At 29.2% G+C, this 16,949-nt stretch carries 16 protein-coding genes; 1 reads left to right on the forward strand and 15 read right to left on the reverse strand.

Annotated features, from left to right (window positions below; genetic code table 11):
- Positions 1-182: 182 nt before the first annotated feature.
- Positions 183-1,052 (reverse strand): cation diffusion facilitator family transporter, encoded by an 870-nt coding sequence (locus tag AB2369_RS04275; protein ID WP_367665241.1) that lies wholly within the window; start codon positions 1,050-1,052, stop codon positions 183-185.
- A gap of 177 nt (positions 1,053-1,229) precedes the next feature.
- Here AB2369_RS04275 and AB2369_RS04280 point away from each other — a divergent pair, with 177 nt between their 5' ends.
- Positions 1,230-1,640 carry a DUF2383 domain-containing protein gene (locus tag AB2369_RS04280; RefSeq protein ID WP_367665242.1) on the forward strand — a complete coding sequence of 137 codons (411 nt, stop codon included), beginning with the start codon at positions 1,230-1,232 and terminating at the stop codon, positions 1,638-1,640.
- Between the two features lie 111 nt (positions 1,641-1,751).
- Here AB2369_RS04280 and AB2369_RS04285 read toward each other — a convergent pair whose 3' ends face one another.
- From AB2369_RS04285 to AB2369_RS04350, 14 genes are all read right to left on the reverse strand, one after another.
- Positions 1,752-2,378 carry a TrkA C-terminal domain-containing protein gene (locus AB2369_RS04285; RefSeq protein WP_367665243.1) on the reverse strand — a complete coding sequence of 209 codons (627 nt, stop codon included), beginning with the start codon at positions 2,376-2,378 and terminating at the stop codon, positions 1,752-1,754.
- A 211-nt stretch (positions 2,379-2,589) separates the two neighbouring features.
- Positions 2,590-3,177, reverse strand: a complete 588-nt coding sequence (locus AB2369_RS04290; protein WP_367665244.1) for a CDP-alcohol phosphatidyltransferase family protein — start codon at positions 3,175-3,177, stop codon at positions 2,590-2,592.
- Positions 3,178-3,434: 257 nt separating this feature from the next.
- Positions 3,435-4,097: a TVP38/TMEM64 family protein gene (locus AB2369_RS04295; protein ID WP_367665245.1), complete on the reverse strand. Its 663-nt coding sequence runs from the start codon at positions 4,095-4,097 to the stop codon at positions 3,435-3,437.
- A gap of 16 nt (positions 4,098-4,113) precedes the next feature.
- Positions 4,114-5,241, reverse strand: a complete 1,128-nt coding sequence (locus AB2369_RS04300; protein WP_367665246.1) for a (Fe-S)-binding protein — start codon at positions 5,239-5,241, stop codon at positions 4,114-4,116.
- Between the two features lie 329 nt (positions 5,242-5,570).
- Positions 5,571-6,272 (reverse strand): TVP38/TMEM64 family protein, encoded by a 702-nt coding sequence (locus tag AB2369_RS04305; RefSeq protein ID WP_367665247.1) that lies wholly within the window; start codon positions 6,270-6,272, stop codon positions 5,571-5,573.
- A gap of 462 nt (positions 6,273-6,734) precedes the next feature.
- Positions 6,735-7,655, reverse strand: coding sequence for a patatin-like phospholipase family protein (locus AB2369_RS04310; RefSeq protein ID WP_367665248.1), 921 nt, complete (start codon positions 7,653-7,655; stop codon positions 6,735-6,737).
- Positions 7,656-7,762: 107 nt separating this feature from the next.
- Complete coding sequence (locus AB2369_RS04315; protein ID WP_367665249.1) at positions 7,763-8,524, reverse strand: polysaccharide deacetylase family protein; 762 nt, start codon at positions 8,522-8,524, stop codon at positions 7,763-7,765.
- A 59-nt stretch (positions 8,525-8,583) separates the two neighbouring features.
- A complete protein-coding gene (locus AB2369_RS04320; protein ID WP_367665250.1) occupies positions 8,584-9,039 on the reverse strand; it encodes a GNAT family N-acetyltransferase in 456 nt (151 codons plus the stop codon).
- A gap of 364 nt (positions 9,040-9,403) precedes the next feature.
- Positions 9,404-10,105, reverse strand: coding sequence for a pirin family protein (locus tag AB2369_RS04325; RefSeq protein ID WP_367665251.1), 702 nt, complete (start codon positions 10,103-10,105; stop codon positions 9,404-9,406).
- A 65-nt stretch (positions 10,106-10,170) separates the two neighbouring features.
- On the reverse strand, positions 10,171-10,863 hold the full coding sequence (locus AB2369_RS04330) for an FMN-dependent NADH-azoreductase (protein WP_367665252.1): 693 nt from the start codon (positions 10,861-10,863) through the stop codon (positions 10,171-10,173).
- Positions 10,864-11,017: 154 nt separating this feature from the next.
- Positions 11,018-11,461 carry a MarR family winged helix-turn-helix transcriptional regulator gene (locus AB2369_RS04335; protein ID WP_367665253.1) on the reverse strand — a complete coding sequence of 148 codons (444 nt, stop codon included), beginning with the start codon at positions 11,459-11,461 and terminating at the stop codon, positions 11,018-11,020.
- Between the two features lie 636 nt (positions 11,462-12,097).
- On the reverse strand, positions 12,098-12,889 hold the full coding sequence (locus tag AB2369_RS04340; RefSeq protein ID WP_367665254.1) for an endonuclease/exonuclease/phosphatase family protein: 792 nt from the start codon (positions 12,887-12,889) through the stop codon (positions 12,098-12,100).
- A gap of 4 nt (positions 12,890-12,893) precedes the next feature.
- A complete protein-coding gene (locus AB2369_RS04345) occupies positions 12,894-14,543 on the reverse strand; it encodes a PTS transporter subunit IIBC (protein ID WP_367665255.1) in 1,650 nt (549 codons plus the stop codon).
- A 254-nt stretch (positions 14,544-14,797) separates the two neighbouring features.
- Positions 14,798-16,492 carry an alpha-glucosidase gene (locus tag AB2369_RS04350; RefSeq protein WP_367665256.1) on the reverse strand — a complete coding sequence of 565 codons (1,695 nt, stop codon included), beginning with the start codon at positions 16,490-16,492 and terminating at the stop codon, positions 14,798-14,800.
- Positions 16,493-16,949 lie beyond the last annotated feature (457 nt).

The following is a 16,949-nucleotide window of genomic DNA, read 5'->3' on the forward strand; positions in this document are numbered from 1 at the left end:
CAACCATCTAAAGGTTAGATGAGTTAATCTAGGGGCGTAGCAACTGTTATCCCCCGCCTTTCAAGAGAATGGGGTGTTACAGCTTTTGTTGCCATCAGATAAAAAATATACCTATTTAAAGAAGTTAATTCCTTTAAATAGGTATATATATCTTAAAATAATAAATATCTAAATTACTTATATCAATTTGGATTAAAAGGATTTATATGAACCATACAATGTTTAACATTATTATTCTCTTCGATCTTTCTATGAATCTCTATGGCTATATTATGTGATTCTTCTACTGTAAGATTTTTATTCACTGATACCTCTACATCTACATATAGAGTATTTACATGTATCCTTGTCTTTATTGTATCTATTCTTTCAACCCCTTGAATTTCTAATATTTCCTTAGTTATCTTCTCTATTACAATATCATCTGCTGACTTATCTACAATCTCATGGGTACCTTGTTTTAATATGTCTATGGCTACTTTAACTATTACCATAGATATAATTATTGAAACCATAGGATCTAAAATAGGAAATCCTCTTCTTGCTCCTACTATACCTATTAAAGCCCCCACTGAGGATATAGCATCTGATCTATGATGCCATGCATCTGCTTTCATAGATGTACTATTTATAGAATTAGCATATTTTATAGTATACCAATACATCCATTCCTTAACTATTATGGATATAACAGCCCCAACTATGGCTATTGATTTTGGCTCAATATAATTACCACTTAGGATTGTTTTAACTCCTGAATAGCCAATTCCTAAAGCAACTAATAGCAATAACATTCCAAGAAAAATAGAAGCTAGACTTTCTATTTTTTCATGGCCATAGGGATGACATTTATCTTCTGGCTTACTAGATAGCTTAAGTCCTATGATAACCCCTATAGTTGTGAGCACATCAGATAAAGAATGTATTCCATCAGCAATCATTCCAGTACTCTTTCCTAAAATACCTATTAAAGTTTTTACTAAAAATAAAATTATATTGATAATAATTGTTATAATGCTTATTCTTATTCCTAAAGTTTTTTCCTTACTCATTAAACCCTCCATTATCAATTGATTTCAGTTTGTTCATATGACTTATTAACTATAATATGCTTGTAACCGCATTTTGTTTACTTATTTTTCACTACAATTTATTCTCAATTGATAATGATAATTCAAATTAATAATAATTATACTAATTCTGCACAAAATATAAAGAGGTGATTTTTTATGAGTAATGATATAAATGATTTTATAAGAGGAGTTTATATGGGAGTAGACACTTTTTCTAATTTAGCAGAAAAATGTGATGACCCAGCTTTAAAATCCTTATTAACTGAAACTTCTTTAATGTATGAAAAGCACAAAAATACCCTAAAAAGCAAACTAAAAGATGATGGTATAGAAACCACTAATACTTCTGGGATTTTTGGTAAGGTTACAGAAACCATATATGAAATAAAGAGTATGTTTAGCAATAATCCAGAGGAAATAAGGAGTGAAGCTAAAAGATCTCTTAAAACTGGTATAGAAATGAGTGAAAGATTTCTAAGCTCTTATGAAAGAGGAGATAACGAAACTACTCTTCTTATAAAAGGGATAATCGAAGATAGTAAATCTATGCTACAAAAATATGATTAAACTCTATTAAAGTTATGAATTTTAAATAGTGTATACAATTATTTTTTATTAAAAACACTATATTACTTTTAATTCTTAAAGTAAATAAACATAGAATGTAATCTTCTATGTTTATTTACTAGATTTTATGTACTTTTCTACTGTTCCTAGAACCTCATCACTACCAACATATACTATTATGTCCTCTTCTTTTATAACAAAATAAGGTCCTGGAGATAAAAATATTTCCTCTCCTCTTTTTATTCCAACTATAGTTGCCTTTGTGTTATGCCAAAAGTTTATTTCTCCTATGGAATTTCCAACGATTATACTTCCACTCTCCACCTTACTCTCAAAGGTGGCTATAAATCCATTACTTCTTATATTTGATGAATACTCAATTAGCTTCTCTATATTTTTCTCGAGCTTACTATCTATAAGGCTTCTTTCTTTAATAAGATTAAAGGTATCTACTTTTAAATTATTAAAATCACTTTTAGTTTTAAATTTTCCTAGAAACTCCTTTGCCTTATCCTTGCTTTTAATAATTATCCCACTTTTTTCTGTTACTTCTACTACCTCTGTATCCTTTAAAAGAGCTACAGCTCTTCTTATAGTCTCTGGAGATACATTATATATGCTAACAAGTGTAGATCTTCCACTTATTCTTTCCCCTTCATGAAATTCTCCATTAGATATCCTATAAGCTATATCCACAGCTATCTTTATATAGCTTGGCATACTAATCCTTTTAGCCATTTCCATCTACTCCTTTACTGTATACCTAAATTGAATTTTATCATAAAGCTTATAATTTTAAAACATATTTAATAAGTAAATTCTTTGTAATATGACTCTTACCTAAATTAGAATTCAATCTAATTTAGGTAATGTTATATTCCCATGAGTTTCTATGCAAAAATAATTATAATATAATAAAAATGACACTCAAATTTAATGAGTGCCTTAATTACTTATCTAGTATCTTTTTTGCCTCTAACATTCTCTGAAGGGCAGTAATTATTATCATTAATGAAAATACATTGGTTATATAGCTAATATATTCAGTAAATATAATCATAAGAGAAAATAATATAAACCCTTCTGTTCTCTCTGCAATTCCAGCTTGATAATAAAAGGATTTTATGCCCTTCTTTTCACTTAAGGCTCCCACTGTTAAGAATATAGTCATGGATATCAATATGCACATGGTTAATACTATAAGATTCATTCTTATACCCTCAAACTTTAAGGCTAGCGCCATTATAACTGATAATTCTACAAGTCTATCAAAAGTTATATCCATCAAAGTACCAAAGGCAGTGGTATTTTTGCTTTTCCTTGCCATGGCACCATCTACAGCATCTAAATATCCAGATATCCAAAGAATTATAACAGCTAAATATTTCCTATCAAAATATATAAACATAAAGGTTGATATTCCTATTAAAAGAGCAAGTATGGTTACGTGATTTGCCTTAAGGTTCATCTTAATAAAAAATTTTGCCCCTAGATTTATTAATGGATTAACATATTTTCTACCGTATGTATCTAACATTCTTTTCCTCCCATGAATTGATTCTAATCTTTAGATATATTTTTTAGTTAAAAAATATATGGTTTTAGCTTAAATCTTAACTTATACATGCACTACTTAAAACCTTAGATTTTAAGCAGTGCATAAGATAAGTTTTGAATCAAAAATCCTATATATAGAGTTCTTAAGATAAATCCTATTTTATAAACTTAAAATTCCATGGATAAATCAATAAGAAATTATATGTATAAACTAACTTTTAGGCTCAAAATCCTATACTAATCTTTTAACTCCTTGTTTAAAAATCCTTTTTTCAAAAATATAGATATTACAACAAGTCCTATTAACATAGCTATGGATATATAAAAGCTACTTTCTCCTATATTAACCCACTGAGCTCCTATGTTTGTAAATACTAGGATTCCTGGTATGGTTCCTATTAATGTAGCCAATAAAAAATCCTTATATTTTATACTAGTAAGTCCTGCTCCATAACTTATAACATCGAAGGGAAATAAAGGTATAAGTCTTAATAAAATTATTATACTAAATCCCTTATCTTCTATAATTTTTTCTAACTTATCTAATTTATTCTTTGCAATACTCTTTATAAAATCCCTACCTAAAATCTTAGATATATAAAAAGATATACTTCCACCAATCATAGCTCCAATAGTTGTATATATATACCCCTCCATAAGTCCAAATAACATTCCCCCTGTTATCGCAAGAATAGAGTCTGGAAAAAGGGTTAATGGTACTAAGGCAAACATTATAATATATATAACTGGAGCTAGCGGTCCATAAGACTTAACAAAGTCTTCTATATCCTTTGGGGAATTCCCTGAAAATATATTAAACTCATTTATAATAAGTATAATTCCTATTAAAATAATAACACTTAATAAAATCTTTAGTATCTTTATATTTTTCTCCTTCATAATTCCTCCTTTAAACTTAATCTTTTGAGCTTATTCTTTTAGCATTATATCTGTTAGTCCATTTTCTTAAAGTTCCTGTAATGTCTTGAGTTAATTTTTCTCCACTTATAACCTTAGGATTAAATAAAAAGTCTAGTATGTGAAGAGAGTTTTTCCCTCCTCTTATCATGGATTCAACACAGGACTCACAATAGGAAACTATATAATCTGCCTCTGTCTCTCTAGCTCTCTTATTCATCTGAGTTAAAGCTAATTTATTATTAGTTACACAAACCATTCCTCCAGCTCCGCAACACTGAGTCTTGTCCCTATTTTTCTCAAATTCTATTATATTTACTCTAAGGTCCTTTAATATATTTCGTACACTTTCATGGATTTCTTTTTCCTCCCTAATAGGGCAAGGATCATGTAGAGCAAAGGTTTCCTTTAAATTCTTATATCTCCCTTTAAGCTCTTTTGGAACCCCTTTCTTATCTATCACATTCCACAAGGACGTTACCTTAACACTACTATTACTCTCAATGGTTTTATAGCAATTCTCACAAGCTACAATAACCTCTTCTATGTTATTATCCTCTATGATTTTATTAAGCCTTGAAGAATACCCTTTAAATCCTTCTATATCTCCCATATCTAAGGTAGGTTTACCACAGCATTGAAATAACATAGAGATATTATCTGTTACATTTTCTAGATATCTATATGTATTTAAAACTATATTAGGATCATAAGCACTTAAACTACATCCTGGTATAAATATTCTTTTTATATTATTCTTTTTAATCTTTGATGTAAATATTGGTGAAAAACTATTTTTCTGATGAAACTTAATAGTATTATATCCTAAACTTTTAAGTTCCTTCTTATCATTTTTAAATATATCTTCTCTTGAATTAAAAAATACCTCTTTAAGATCTATTTCCTTAGGACATTCCATTACACATCTATTGCAGAGCATACAGGAAAAAGCCATGTTCTTATCTATTTTATTCTCATTTATAATGCTACCTAAAAGTTCTTTAGGAGAGTCTATAAATTCATCCATCATGGGACATACTTTTACACATATTTTACAGTCTATACACTGTCTTTCACTACTCTCTATCTTATCTATTAAAGTTTTACTTAACTTAGCTTTATTCATATCTTACTCCCTCTTTCATAACTTCAAATAGACTCCTCTTATAGGGTTCCTAGGTAATATCGTAGCTTATCCCTACCTTAAAAGTCTAATTTACCAATGAATAACCCACAGGTATAAGTTAGCTTTTAAGAAAGAAGCCCTATAAAATAATCCTTACTCTAAACTAATTTAGATTTATTATCTTTAGAAATCTGATTATCTGCACCTTAAAACCTTAAGCTTTGTGTAAATCTATCATAAAATTTAGCTACCACAATAGGTAAAGCTAGAATATAAATATTCCACATAGAAACATGGATTGCTCTCTTAAAGCAATCCATATTCTTAAATTATTTACTTTTCTGTCTCTCATTCCACATCTTTTTCACAACAAATATTAAAATGGACAAAGCAAATAAAGTTAGTAATCCAAAGACCATCATCTTAGCTCCCCCTACTAACATTCCTCCAACGTAAGAATATATTATGGTAGCAGGAAGTTGTCCAATACCTGTCGCTATAAAAAAGGGGATAAATGTCATAGATGTAAGACCTGCTGCGTAGCTTACCACATCAAAGGATATAAAAGGCAATAGCCTTGCTATAAGTATTGTATGTTTTCCATATCTATTAAAGAAATCATCTATATTATCTAATGCAAACTTACTTGTAAGTTTCTCTGCAGTACTTCTTCCTAAAAGTTTAGCTATATAAAAGCAAAGAGCTGCCCCTGTCATAGAACTTACCCAAGAGAGAATTGCTCCCTTCCACCATCCAAATAATCCGGCATTAACAAAAGTTATCATAAATGATGGCAGTGGCGCTGCAATGGATTGTAATATCATCAATAAAAAAGATATTATTGGCGCCCACATTCCAAAGGATAATATGTATTCCTTTAAGGCTTCCAAATCTAACATACTTAAATAAAGTACCATTTGATTTATAGTTTCATTAACTGGTTTTACAAATAAATATATAAATACTATTGTAAGTAATACTAATATTTTTATCCAAAAGGATTTATTAAACTTTATTATATCTTCACACATCCTTTAAATTATTTTCTATAATTCTTCTATATTCTAATAATTCATAGAAGTAAGTATGATTTTTTAAGTATATTTTTATATTTCTTTTTTATTTATAAATAATCCACATGATAATGGAAGCTAAATCATAAGTTTCCATTACTTAAGACATATTCAAAGGTTGAATTTTTAAATAGTTTATCTATATATAATATAAATTTAAAAATTTCCTATTAAATTATATCAAATATATATGATAGATGTTATAGAAAATATAAATACATATTTTATTATCTATTATTATATCTTATAGCATATTATTAGAAATTTTTATCTAATAATATAAATTTATCTTATGGCTAGGAGCTATACATACCCATCCTCGTGTAAGGTTGGAGATAACAGTTGCTACGCCCTAGATTAAAGAAGCCTTCATATGTAACTTGTAATACATATGAAGGCTTCTTTAATTTTAATAATAGATCATATAACCTTAAAAGCCCTTCTATATCTTTGAAAGTCCCAGCTTTCAATAAATTTTACGGTACTTTTATAACCAATAGTAAATAAATGATTTATATATTTATTGGCTTCTTTAAAATCTGTAGACTTAATACTATTATCATTATCTAAAATAATAGTTCTTATAAAGTCTCTATGTCTTATAAAATTATCTTCACTTTGATTTAAAGGAGCAGAAAATACATCCTTAGTATAAGATAAAATCCCCTTTTTTCCTTTAGCTGTATTACTTTCTAGGTCCTTGACTCTAATACCAAAGGTAGGCCACCTAGGTGTCCCTTCCTTATCAAAAATCCATACTGGAAAGTTACTTAATAGTCCTCCATCAACTATAAAATAATCTTTACCATTACTCTTTAACACTACAGGTGTGAAGTAAAATGGTATGGCACAGCTCATTCTTACAGCCTTTGCCACACTAAAATCAAGAGGATCTATTTCGTAATCCTTTAAATCTTCTGGAAGCACAATCATCTTTTTCCTTGTTATATCTGCTGCTATTATTTTAACCTTACTTTCTCCATCTTTCATCAGGTCTTTAAAGGTTCTAATCCCCTTATCTTTAAGTAAATCTTCCATCCAGTTTTCTAAAATAGAGCTATCAAATACTCCTTTATTAAAAATCACAGATAGAGGTTTTCCAATACCAAGAATTTTACTAGTTTTAGTTTTTTTCATAAAAGTTTTAAAATCTATACTATAAAGTATCTTTACTATTTCCTCACTGGAGTATCCTGCTGCTATAAGAGTTGCCATAACAGCTCCAGCTGATGTTCCTGCACATCTTTGAATACTATATCCTCTATCACTAATAGCCTTATAGGCTCCAGCATGGCTTACTCCTAATACCCCACCGCCTTCAAAAACTAAATCCACATTCATAGCCTACTACCTCCTATAGCAATATATGAATGTGGATTTGATTAAGTTACAATTAATGTAAAACGGATTATAGAAACTTAACCTAATGTACTATTCACTTTTAAAATTTAATTATTAACACCAGTTAAATGAAGGATATTTTTAAATGATTCCATATTACAATTTAAAGCTACCATATTTCTTTTTAACTTTAAAGGATTCTGCTCCCTTGTATTAATTCCTGGTTCTGTCGTAAATCCTAATAAGAAACTTTCCTCTTGAAGCCAGTCCACTATCTCTTCCTTAAAGATTCCAAAAGGATAAGCAAATACCTTCTTTTCCTCTATAAATTCCTCACACTTTCTTATATCCTCAATAAAAGTGTCTTTGTCCGCTTTTTGAAGATCGGTAATTCCATTTTCTCTTTTATGTAAAGTTTTTGTATGATTAGCATAGGTAAATACATCCCTCATAGACTGAAGTTCTTCCTTTGAAACACATACACTTCTTAAAGGATCATACTCCTCTGCTCTTTCAAAAATCCAGTCTAATACTACAAATCCTACTGCTGAGAAATTATATTTTTTTAATATAGAATAAGCATATATAAAAGAAGACTTGTACATATCATCAAAGGTTATGAGAACAGACTTCTCTTTTAATGGTTTATTATTATAATAAAAATCTATAACATCCTTTAATGTTATAATGGAATAGTTATTTTCATATAGATATTTCATTTGCATCTCAAACTCATGAAGAAACACAAATAATGGCTGGGGAAGTATGTCATTATATCCATTACCCACTAATAACCTTGAGTTATTTCCCTCCTTAAAATCTTCTTTTTTTATAATTTCATGATACATAAGAACAGTAAAATTATTCATTTTTGCCTCCTAGTAGTAAGATTCCATTTATTTAAATATATTCATAATTATAATATAACCTATAAATCCATAGAAAGTCTTATCATATCCATACACTGAATTCCATTTTCAAAAATTTCTTCCTCATAATTCTTAATAAAAAAGTCTCTCTCTGTTCCAGTAATTCTAAAGCCACATTTTTGATATAAGGCTAACTGCTTTATGGAAGAATTTCCAGTTCCAATCTCTAAGGTTTTTCCCCCTAAATTCTTTATAGCATCTATGGATTTCTTTATAAGACTTTTACCTACTCCCCTGCCCTCATAATTTTCATCCACTGCTATATTCATAATTTCATAAGTCTGAGGCTTTATATTACATATTACACTCTGACCTATAAGTTTATCTTCTATAAAGGCTCCTAATATAATTCCTTTTCTTATGTACCCCTCTATAGCTTCCTTACTTGGATCCGCTAAAAGTAATAAATCAACTCTTGCCTCTTCCTTTTGTATTTCTTTAAAATAAATCTCCATAGCTTATTCTCCCTGATGTAATTTATTTAAAATAAGTTATTTTTTCATATTATCTTAAAAAATTTATAATTTCATAAAATCCTATAAATCCCTAAATTATTGATATATTATACTACATATAGATAAGCAATTTTAAAACTCCATCTTTGAATGCCCATTAAATAATATAAGCTTGTGATTTAGTTTCAATTATCATGCGGTTTATCTATAGTAAAACTACCTGATATTTTATGATTATAATTAATCCACCATATTATAACATAGAAAAAGGTAGAATTTTCTTAATTCTACCTTTCATATACTAAATAAAACATAGGCATATTATTTTAGATAAAATATCCTTAATAAATATGCCTAGCTTATTTTAATATTCTTTTTTCATTTCAATAAATAAATAATGACTCTTAGTAACAGCTTTTATATTTATATCTTCTTCCATAATTTCTAGAGCATCACCATGATTTAAAACTTCGTTGTTTATATTAGCTGTTCCCTCTATTTGAACTAGATATCCTTGACGATTCTTATCTAATTTAAAGTCTATACTTTCCCCCTCTTCTATAGAAAGAGAATATATATTAGCATCTTGATTTATTTTAATTTCCGCATCTCCATCTTTTCCTGAAACCATATGGAGCCACTTACCTTCTCTGTCTTCCCAATTGAACTTATAATCTCCATAGTTTTGTGTAAGTCCTCTCGCATTTGGGAATATCCATATTTGAAGAAGTCTAAGCTCTTCATCTCCTAAGTTATGCTCACTATGAAATACACCCTTTCCTGCACTCATATATTGAACATGACCACGAGAAACTACCTTTTCATTTCCCATACTATCTTTATGAGTTAATTCCCCATTGATAACATAGGTTACAATCTCCATATCCTTATGAGGATGCGTATCAAAGCCTGTTTTAGCCTCTATTAAATCATCATTTAATACTCTTAAAACTCCAAAATTTATATTGCTTGGATTATAGTATTCTGCAAAAGAGAAATGAAAACTAGACTTTAACCATCCAAGATTTGATTTACCCATATTCTTATTATCTATTTTTCTTATCATAAATTCTCACCCTTTTATATTATTTTATCTGATTGCTACCACCTGAAGGAATATTCATTCTATCATTAGAATTTCTTAACAACCTCATTTACATCTTCTGATGCTTTCTTCTTAAGATCTTCTTTTGGCATATAAGCAGTTCCCTCTATTGTTATACTGCTTATATCTTGTATTCCCATAAATGTTAATGCTGATTCCATGTAACTATGTGCATGAACAAAATCTTTTGCAGGACCTTCTGAATATGCTCCACCAGTAGCATGGATATGAAGAGCTTTTTTACCTTCTAATAATCCTACTGGACCATTTTCTGTATATTGAAAAGTCTTTCTTGCTACAATTACTGTATCCATATAAGCCTTTACCATTGGAGGTAATCCTAAGTTCCACATTGGAGTTGAAAATACATATTTGTCTGCCTTTAAGAACTGTTCAGTAAGCTCATCTATTCTTACTATCTTTTCTCTTTCCTCTTTAGTTAAATCCTCCATGGATTTTCCACTTTGAAGTTTTCCCCATCCTTTTAATACATCTTTGTCTATCATAGGTATATTATCTTCATAAACGTTTATTTCAATAACCTCATCCATAGGATTTTTTTCTTTATACTTATTTATAAACTCTCTTCCTACTGATAAACTATAAGAATCCATCTCTTCAGTTGGATTTCCTTTTACATAAAGTACTATATTTTTATTCATATCTATTCCTTCTTTCTTTAATTTCTTTTTTAATAATTCTTTTATAAACTTAACCATTGTTTTCTCCTTTGTTACTTACCTACTACGCATATACTACTAATTAGTAATATATGCGTAAAAAAATATTTTTTAATTAAATACTTTATATATGATACTGACTATAACTTTAATACTAGTTAGTAGTAATCTATTAAATTAAAGGGTGGTAGATTTATGCACCACCTAGTTTTTTTAATAATATTATAAGCATTTCCTTCTCTTCTTTAGTGAGAACATTAAATATACTATTTAAGTTTTCTACATGTAATGGAAACATTCCTTCTATAAGCTCTTTTCCCTTATCCGTAATACTAATAAGATAGGCTCTTCCATCCTCAGGATCCTTATAACGAGTAACAAGCCCATCTCTTTCTAAATTGTCTATTACTACGGTCATATTCCCTCCTGTAGAAAGAGTTTTTTCAATTATCTCATTGATTCTAAAGTCTCCTTTATGATAAAGAAGTTCTAACACTCCAAATTGGGATATTGTTAATCCCGCCTCTTTAATAATTTTTATTTCCCTCTTATTAACAGATTGCTTTGCTCTACTTAATACTATTAAAGTTTTTAAATTTAAGTCACTTAATTCTCCATAGGATTTTTTGTTTTTCATATTATTATAATATTACTAATTAGTAATATTGTCAACCTCCTTTTTAAATTTAATTTTAAAAATTTTATATAATGTATCTAGATAATAACCTAGAACTTTATTAATTACAATCACCTTTATTCTACCTTTTTATCTGATGGCTAGGAGCTGTAACACCCACATCCTCTTGAAAGGAGGTGGATAACAGTTCCTACGCCCCTAGATTAACTCATCTAATCTTTAGATGGTTGAAAAAACACCATCTAAAAGAAGATTCGTTCTATTTATACTAGTAACTATTATAACCTGCTTCGGTGAATATATAATTAAATTTTAATAGATATAATTATTGAAATCAATATCTTTTACTCTTAGATATATTATACTTTTTATCTGATGGCTATCGACTGTAACACCCCCATCCTCTTGAAAGGTGGGGGATAACAGTCGCTACGCCCCTAGATTAACTCATCTAACCTTTAGATTGTTGAAAAAACACCACCTAAAAGAAGATTCGTTCTATAAAATGAATCTTTAAACCAAAATGTATATTTAAAATTAAATTTTTTATATCTCCTGGTAAATACTTTTATTTAGAAACTTATAAAATTAAAATGAGGTGTCTTTAATACACCTCATTTTAATTAGAATATTCCATTATAAATCTAGCTGAACTTCTACTCCAAAATGGTCTGATATAACCTCTTTGTTTCTTCCATTAAAAATTACCTTTGAATAATTAACCTTTAATGGTTTATTACTAAATATCATATCGAGTCTTAAATCTTCAGAGTTCTTTTCCCATCCCGCTATTTTACCTTTTACAGTTACCCCTTCATCCTTTAATTCTGCTAAGAAGTAGGTATCATATAAGCCTTTTTCTATAAGATAATCATAACCTTCTCCTTTTATGGTGGCACTATTATTAAAGTCTCCCATTAAAATTGAAGTTTCATCATTATTTATGCTATCTAAAAGCTTATCTACCTGATCTTTAAAAGGTTCTTCCTCATCCTTCCACCAACCTAAATGACAACTATATAGTGATATAGGAAGGTTCTTATAGTTAGCCTTTAACTTAACTATCTTTCTTGTCTTCCAAAAGTCTATATCTTCACTCTTTGAAATATAGAAGGATTCTCCTTCTATAACATTACATTTAGTTAATATACAAAGTCCTTCTTCATATATATCATAGCCCACATGGGAATAATCCCATGTAAAGCTATAATTATCAACTCCAATTTTATCAAGTTCTTTTATAAGTAATAAAGAAAAATTATTTTTTTTAATATTTTTAAACTCTACCTCTTCTTCAATTAACTGACTAACTTCTTGAAGAGCTATAACATCATAGTCTCTTTCCTTAATTACTTCTGCTAAGTATTTTATTTTTTCTAGCTGATTTTCTTCTTGCCATGAATGACAATTTAAAGTAAGTAATTTCACAAAACTACACTCCTAAAATATCTTGAATATTAGACTTTAATACATCAGCCTTTGGTCCATATATAGCTTGAACTCCCTTATCCTTAACAATAAGTCCTAATGCTCCATTTTCCTTCCACGTCTTCTCATCTGCAACTAATTCCTTATCTTTTACTGTAACACGAAGTCTAGTCATACAAGCATCTACTTCTACTATATTTTCCTTTTCTCCAAGTAAAGTTATTATATTTACTGCTAACATATCATTCTTACTATTGCTAGTATCTATTTTCTCTTCTTCAGCGTTTTCTGAGTCAATATAGTTTCCAAGACGTCCTGGAGTTGGTATTTTAAATTTCTTTATTAATATATTAAATACTCCATAGTTTAAGAAGAAGAATACTACACATGTTATAACAAAGTTTATAAGATCCTTTGTAATACCTGCGTTTACCATCATTGGAGTTCTAGTTAAAAGTTCTATAAATCCAAAAGCATGTACTTTTAAGCTTATTATATCCGCTAGAGCAAATGCTACTCCAGTTAATAATGCATAACATACATATAATACTGGGGATATGAACATAAACATAAACTCTATTGGCTCTGTAACCCCTGTTAAGAATACTGCTAAAGCTGCTGATAAGAATATAGTCTTATACTTAGCCTTTTTATCTGGATCAACATTTTTATACATTGCATATGCTACACCTATTAATGATGCACAAGATGTAATAACTTGACCCACCTTAAATCTAGCAGGAGTAATAGTTGTTAATAAGTTATTGTATTCTGCCATGTTACCTGAATTCTTTAAGTTAATAAGGTCATTAATCCAAGCAAGCCATAATGGATCTTGTCCTGCTACCACTGTTCCTGCACTAGAACCTGTTAATATAGTATATACTCCACCAAGTTCTGTATAGTTTATAGGTACTGTTAACATATGATGTAATCCAAATGGTAATAATAAACGCTCAAGAGATCCAAATATAAATGGTGCAACTACTGGTGCCGTATCCTTAGATGTTGCTATCCATTGTCCAAAGGAATTTAATACTCCTTGGATAAATGGCCAAATTAAAGATAAAAGTATTGCCATTACAGTAGATCCTAATATAACAACAAAAGGAACGAAACGTTTTCCGTTAAAGAAAGCTAAAGAGTTTGGTAATTTATTAAAGTTATAATACTTGTTATATAAGTAAGCACCTAAAAATCCTGATATTATTCCTATGAATACACCCATATTTAATGTTGGTGCTCCAAGTATAGACACAAAGTAATCTTTAACTATAAGTTCTCTTCCAGTAAGTGATGTTACAGTAGCTGATGGATCTGTAAGCATAGCTCCATTAACTCCAAATATAGCTCCTGTAATTCTATTAGTTAAAATAAATGCTAGTAGTCCTGCAAAGGCTCCTCCGGCTCTTTCCTTAGCCCAAGATCCTCCTATTGCTACTGCGAATAATATATGAAGGTTTCCGATAATAGCCCAACCTATATCTTCCATAACTCTTGCTATAGTCTGAATTAAAGTAGCATCAAAGGACATTCCTATAAGTTTACCAATAGATATCATAAGTCCTGCAGCTGGCATAACAGCTACTACAACTAATAAGGCTTTACCGAACTTTTGCCAAAAATCAAAAGAAAATATCTTATTATTTTTCATATAATCACCTCTATTTTATTTATTAGTTTCTCTTTTTATACTCCTAATTTAAGGTAGAGATATTTCTAATATTAATTTCTCTACCTAAAGATTAAGTAGTTTATTCCCATTCTAAAATCTTATATATAATTTCTGTATACTATCTTATATATCTAAACTAAATCTTATCTGATGGCTAGTAGCTGTAACACCCCCATCCGCGTGTAAGGTGGGGAATAACAGCTACTACGCCCCTAGATTAACTCATCTAACCTTTAGATGGTTGAAAAAACACCATCTGAAGGAAGATTCGTTCTATAAATTCTTGCTTCCCAAGGCCTTAACTTTAATTCTTTTAAATCACCCTGGTCTTCCACTTTATAGTTTGATAGTAGTAATCCTTCATAATTTAAGTCTAACTCTTCATATGAGTAGTTTGCCTCTTCATTAGTTAGATTACATATTACAATAAACTTTTCATTATCTAAAGTTCTTGTATATATATAAAGATTTTTATCCTCTTCTAATATTAAGTCATATTTTCCGTATATAAGACCTAAATTATTCTTTTTAATACTTATCATTTCCTTATAAAAATTAAATATAGATTCCTCATTATTTATTTCATCTTCTACATTTATATCTTTGTAATTAGGGTTAACTTTAATCCAAGGTTCACTCTTAGAAAAACCAGCATTTTCTGAGTTATTCCATTGCATTGGTGTACGTGCATTATCCCTTGACACCTTCCATACAATTTCCATAGCTTCTTTTTCTGAAATACCCTTTTCTCTTTGTTCCTTATATATATTTATACCCTTAACATCATCATAATCTTCTATAGAATTAAACTTAACATTGGTCATTCCTATTTCTTGACCTTGATATATAAAGGGGGTTCCCTTTTGCATAAAGTACATAAGTCCTAATGCTTTGGCACTTTCATTTAGGTATTCCTTATCATTTCCTAGAGTTGATGTAACCCTTGGAATATCATGATTTTCTATGAATAAAGCATTCCACCCTACCTGGTCTAAGCTATTTTGCCACTTAGTTAGAATCTTTTTAAGTTTTACCACATCAAATGTGTTATTTTTCTCATAATCCCAAAGATCTAAATGTTCAAATTGAAACACCATATTAAACTTACCATTTTTTTCTCCAATCCAAAGATCCGCATCCTCTGCTTTTACACCATTTGCTTCTCCAACGGTTACAATATCATATTTACTAAAGGTGTTTTCCTTAAGCTCTTCTAGGTGCTTATGGATTCCATTAATATTCATATGCTTTTCAAAGGAAGATACATATTTTAAATTTTCAGGATTATCAATATCCTTTAACCCTTCTTCTTTTTTAATATGACTGATAGCATCAACTCTAAATCCATCAATACCTTTATCAAGCCACCAGTTAATCATTTCGTATAGTTCTTTTCTAACCTCTGGGTTTTCCCAGTTTAAATCAGGTTGTTTTTCGGTAAAAAGATGAAGGAAATATTCTTCTGTATTCTCATCATACTTCCAAGCTGAGCCTTTAAATATACTTTCCCAGTTATTAGGCTCCTTATCACCTTTTCCTTCTCTCCATATATAGTAGTCTCTCTTTGGATTATCCTTTGAAGATTTTGATTCTATAAACCACTGGTGTTCATCACTGGTATGATTTATAACTAAATCTATAATAAGCTTCATCCCTCTTTTATGAACCTCTGATAAAAGCTCATCGAAGTCTTCCATAGTTCCAAAATCATCCATTACACTCTTATAATCACTTATGTCATAACCATTATCATCATTAGGTGACTTATACATTGGACAAACCCAAATTATATCTATACCTAAGTCTTTTAAATAATCTAATTTTGAAATTATCCCTTTAATATCGCCTATTCCATCTCCATTTGAATCTTTAAAGCTTCTTGGATATATCTGATAAGCTACTGCTTCCTTCCACCATCTTCTTTCCATATGCTATTCCTCCTTAAACCCTGTGCAACCGTTTGCCCTAAGTGTAAAAAAATATACCTTTTTTCTTTAGAATCTATATCTAATTATTTTTTTCATTTTTGTAACTTAAGTATATCAATGAAAGTAAAAGTTTACAACAAGTAAATTTTGCTATATTCTTTAGATTTTAAAAAATTTTTAGAATTTTTCTCATTCTTTCTTTTATTTATTAGGTTTTTCTTATGCAAACGCTTGTCCAAATTTATAAAAAGGAAAAGAAGTTCTCCCTAGCCTTCTATATAATAATTTATCATATTAAAGAAATGATTTAGAAAAAGCATTTTTTTAACTTCTTAACTATAAGTGAAAAACTTATAGCTCTCCTTAAACTATCATAATAATAATTAAATTTTAAAATATACTATCTAAATCTTAAACATGCTAGTTTTAACTTCTTTACCCTTTAAAAGACTCTCTC

The organism is Clostridium sp., from assembly GCF_040797585.1.
In the GTDB taxonomy this organism is placed as follows: Bacteria; Bacillota; Clostridia; order Clostridiales; family Clostridiaceae; genus Clostridium_Z.

Coding starts and splice junctions, on each gene's coding strand:
- AB2369_RS04275 (WP_367665241.1), bottom strand. CDS start 1,052: ATGAGTAAGGAAAAAACTTTAGGAATAAGAATAAGCATTATAACAATT.
- AB2369_RS04280 (WP_367665242.1), top strand. CDS start 1,230: ATGAGTAATGATATAAATGATTTTATAAGAGGAGTTTATATGGGAGTA.
- AB2369_RS04285 (WP_367665243.1), bottom strand. CDS start 2,378: ATGGCTAAAAGGATTAGTATGCCAAGCTATATAAAGATAGCTGTGGAT.
- AB2369_RS04290 (WP_367665244.1), bottom strand. CDS start 3,177: ATGTTAGATACATACGGTAGAAAATATGTTAATCCATTAATAAATCTA.
- AB2369_RS04295 (WP_367665245.1), bottom strand. CDS start 4,097: ATGAAGGAGAAAAATATAAAGATACTAAAGATTTTATTAAGTGTTATT.
- AB2369_RS04300 (WP_367665246.1), bottom strand. CDS start 5,241: ATGAATAAAGCTAAGTTAAGTAAAACTTTAATAGATAAGATAGAGAGT.
- AB2369_RS04305 (WP_367665247.1), bottom strand. CDS start 6,272: ATGTGTGAAGATATAATAAAGTTTAATAAATCCTTTTGGATAAAAATA.
- AB2369_RS04310 (WP_367665248.1), bottom strand. CDS start 7,655: ATGAATGTGGATTTAGTTTTTGAAGGCGGTGGGGTATTAGGAGTAAGC.
- AB2369_RS04315 (WP_367665249.1), bottom strand. CDS start 8,524: ATGAATAATTTTACTGTTCTTATGTATCATGAAATTATAAAAAAAGAA.
- AB2369_RS04320 (WP_367665250.1), bottom strand. CDS start 9,039: ATGGAGATTTATTTTAAAGAAATACAAAAGGAAGAGGCAAGAGTTGAT.
- AB2369_RS04325 (WP_367665251.1), bottom strand. CDS start 10,105: ATGATAAGAAAAATAGATAATAAGAATATGGGTAAATCAAATCTTGGA.
- AB2369_RS04330 (WP_367665252.1), bottom strand. CDS start 10,863: ATGGTTAAGTTTATAAAAGAATTATTAAAAAAGAAATTAAAGAAAGAA.
- AB2369_RS04335 (WP_367665253.1), bottom strand. CDS start 11,461: ATGAAAAACAAAAAATCCTATGGAGAATTAAGTGACTTAAATTTAAAA.
- AB2369_RS04345 (WP_367665255.1), bottom strand. CDS start 14,543: ATGAAAAATAATAAGATATTTTCTTTTGATTTTTGGCAAAAGTTCGGT.
- AB2369_RS04350 (WP_367665256.1), bottom strand. CDS start 16,492: ATGGAAAGAAGATGGTGGAAGGAAGCAGTAGCTTATCAGATATATCCA.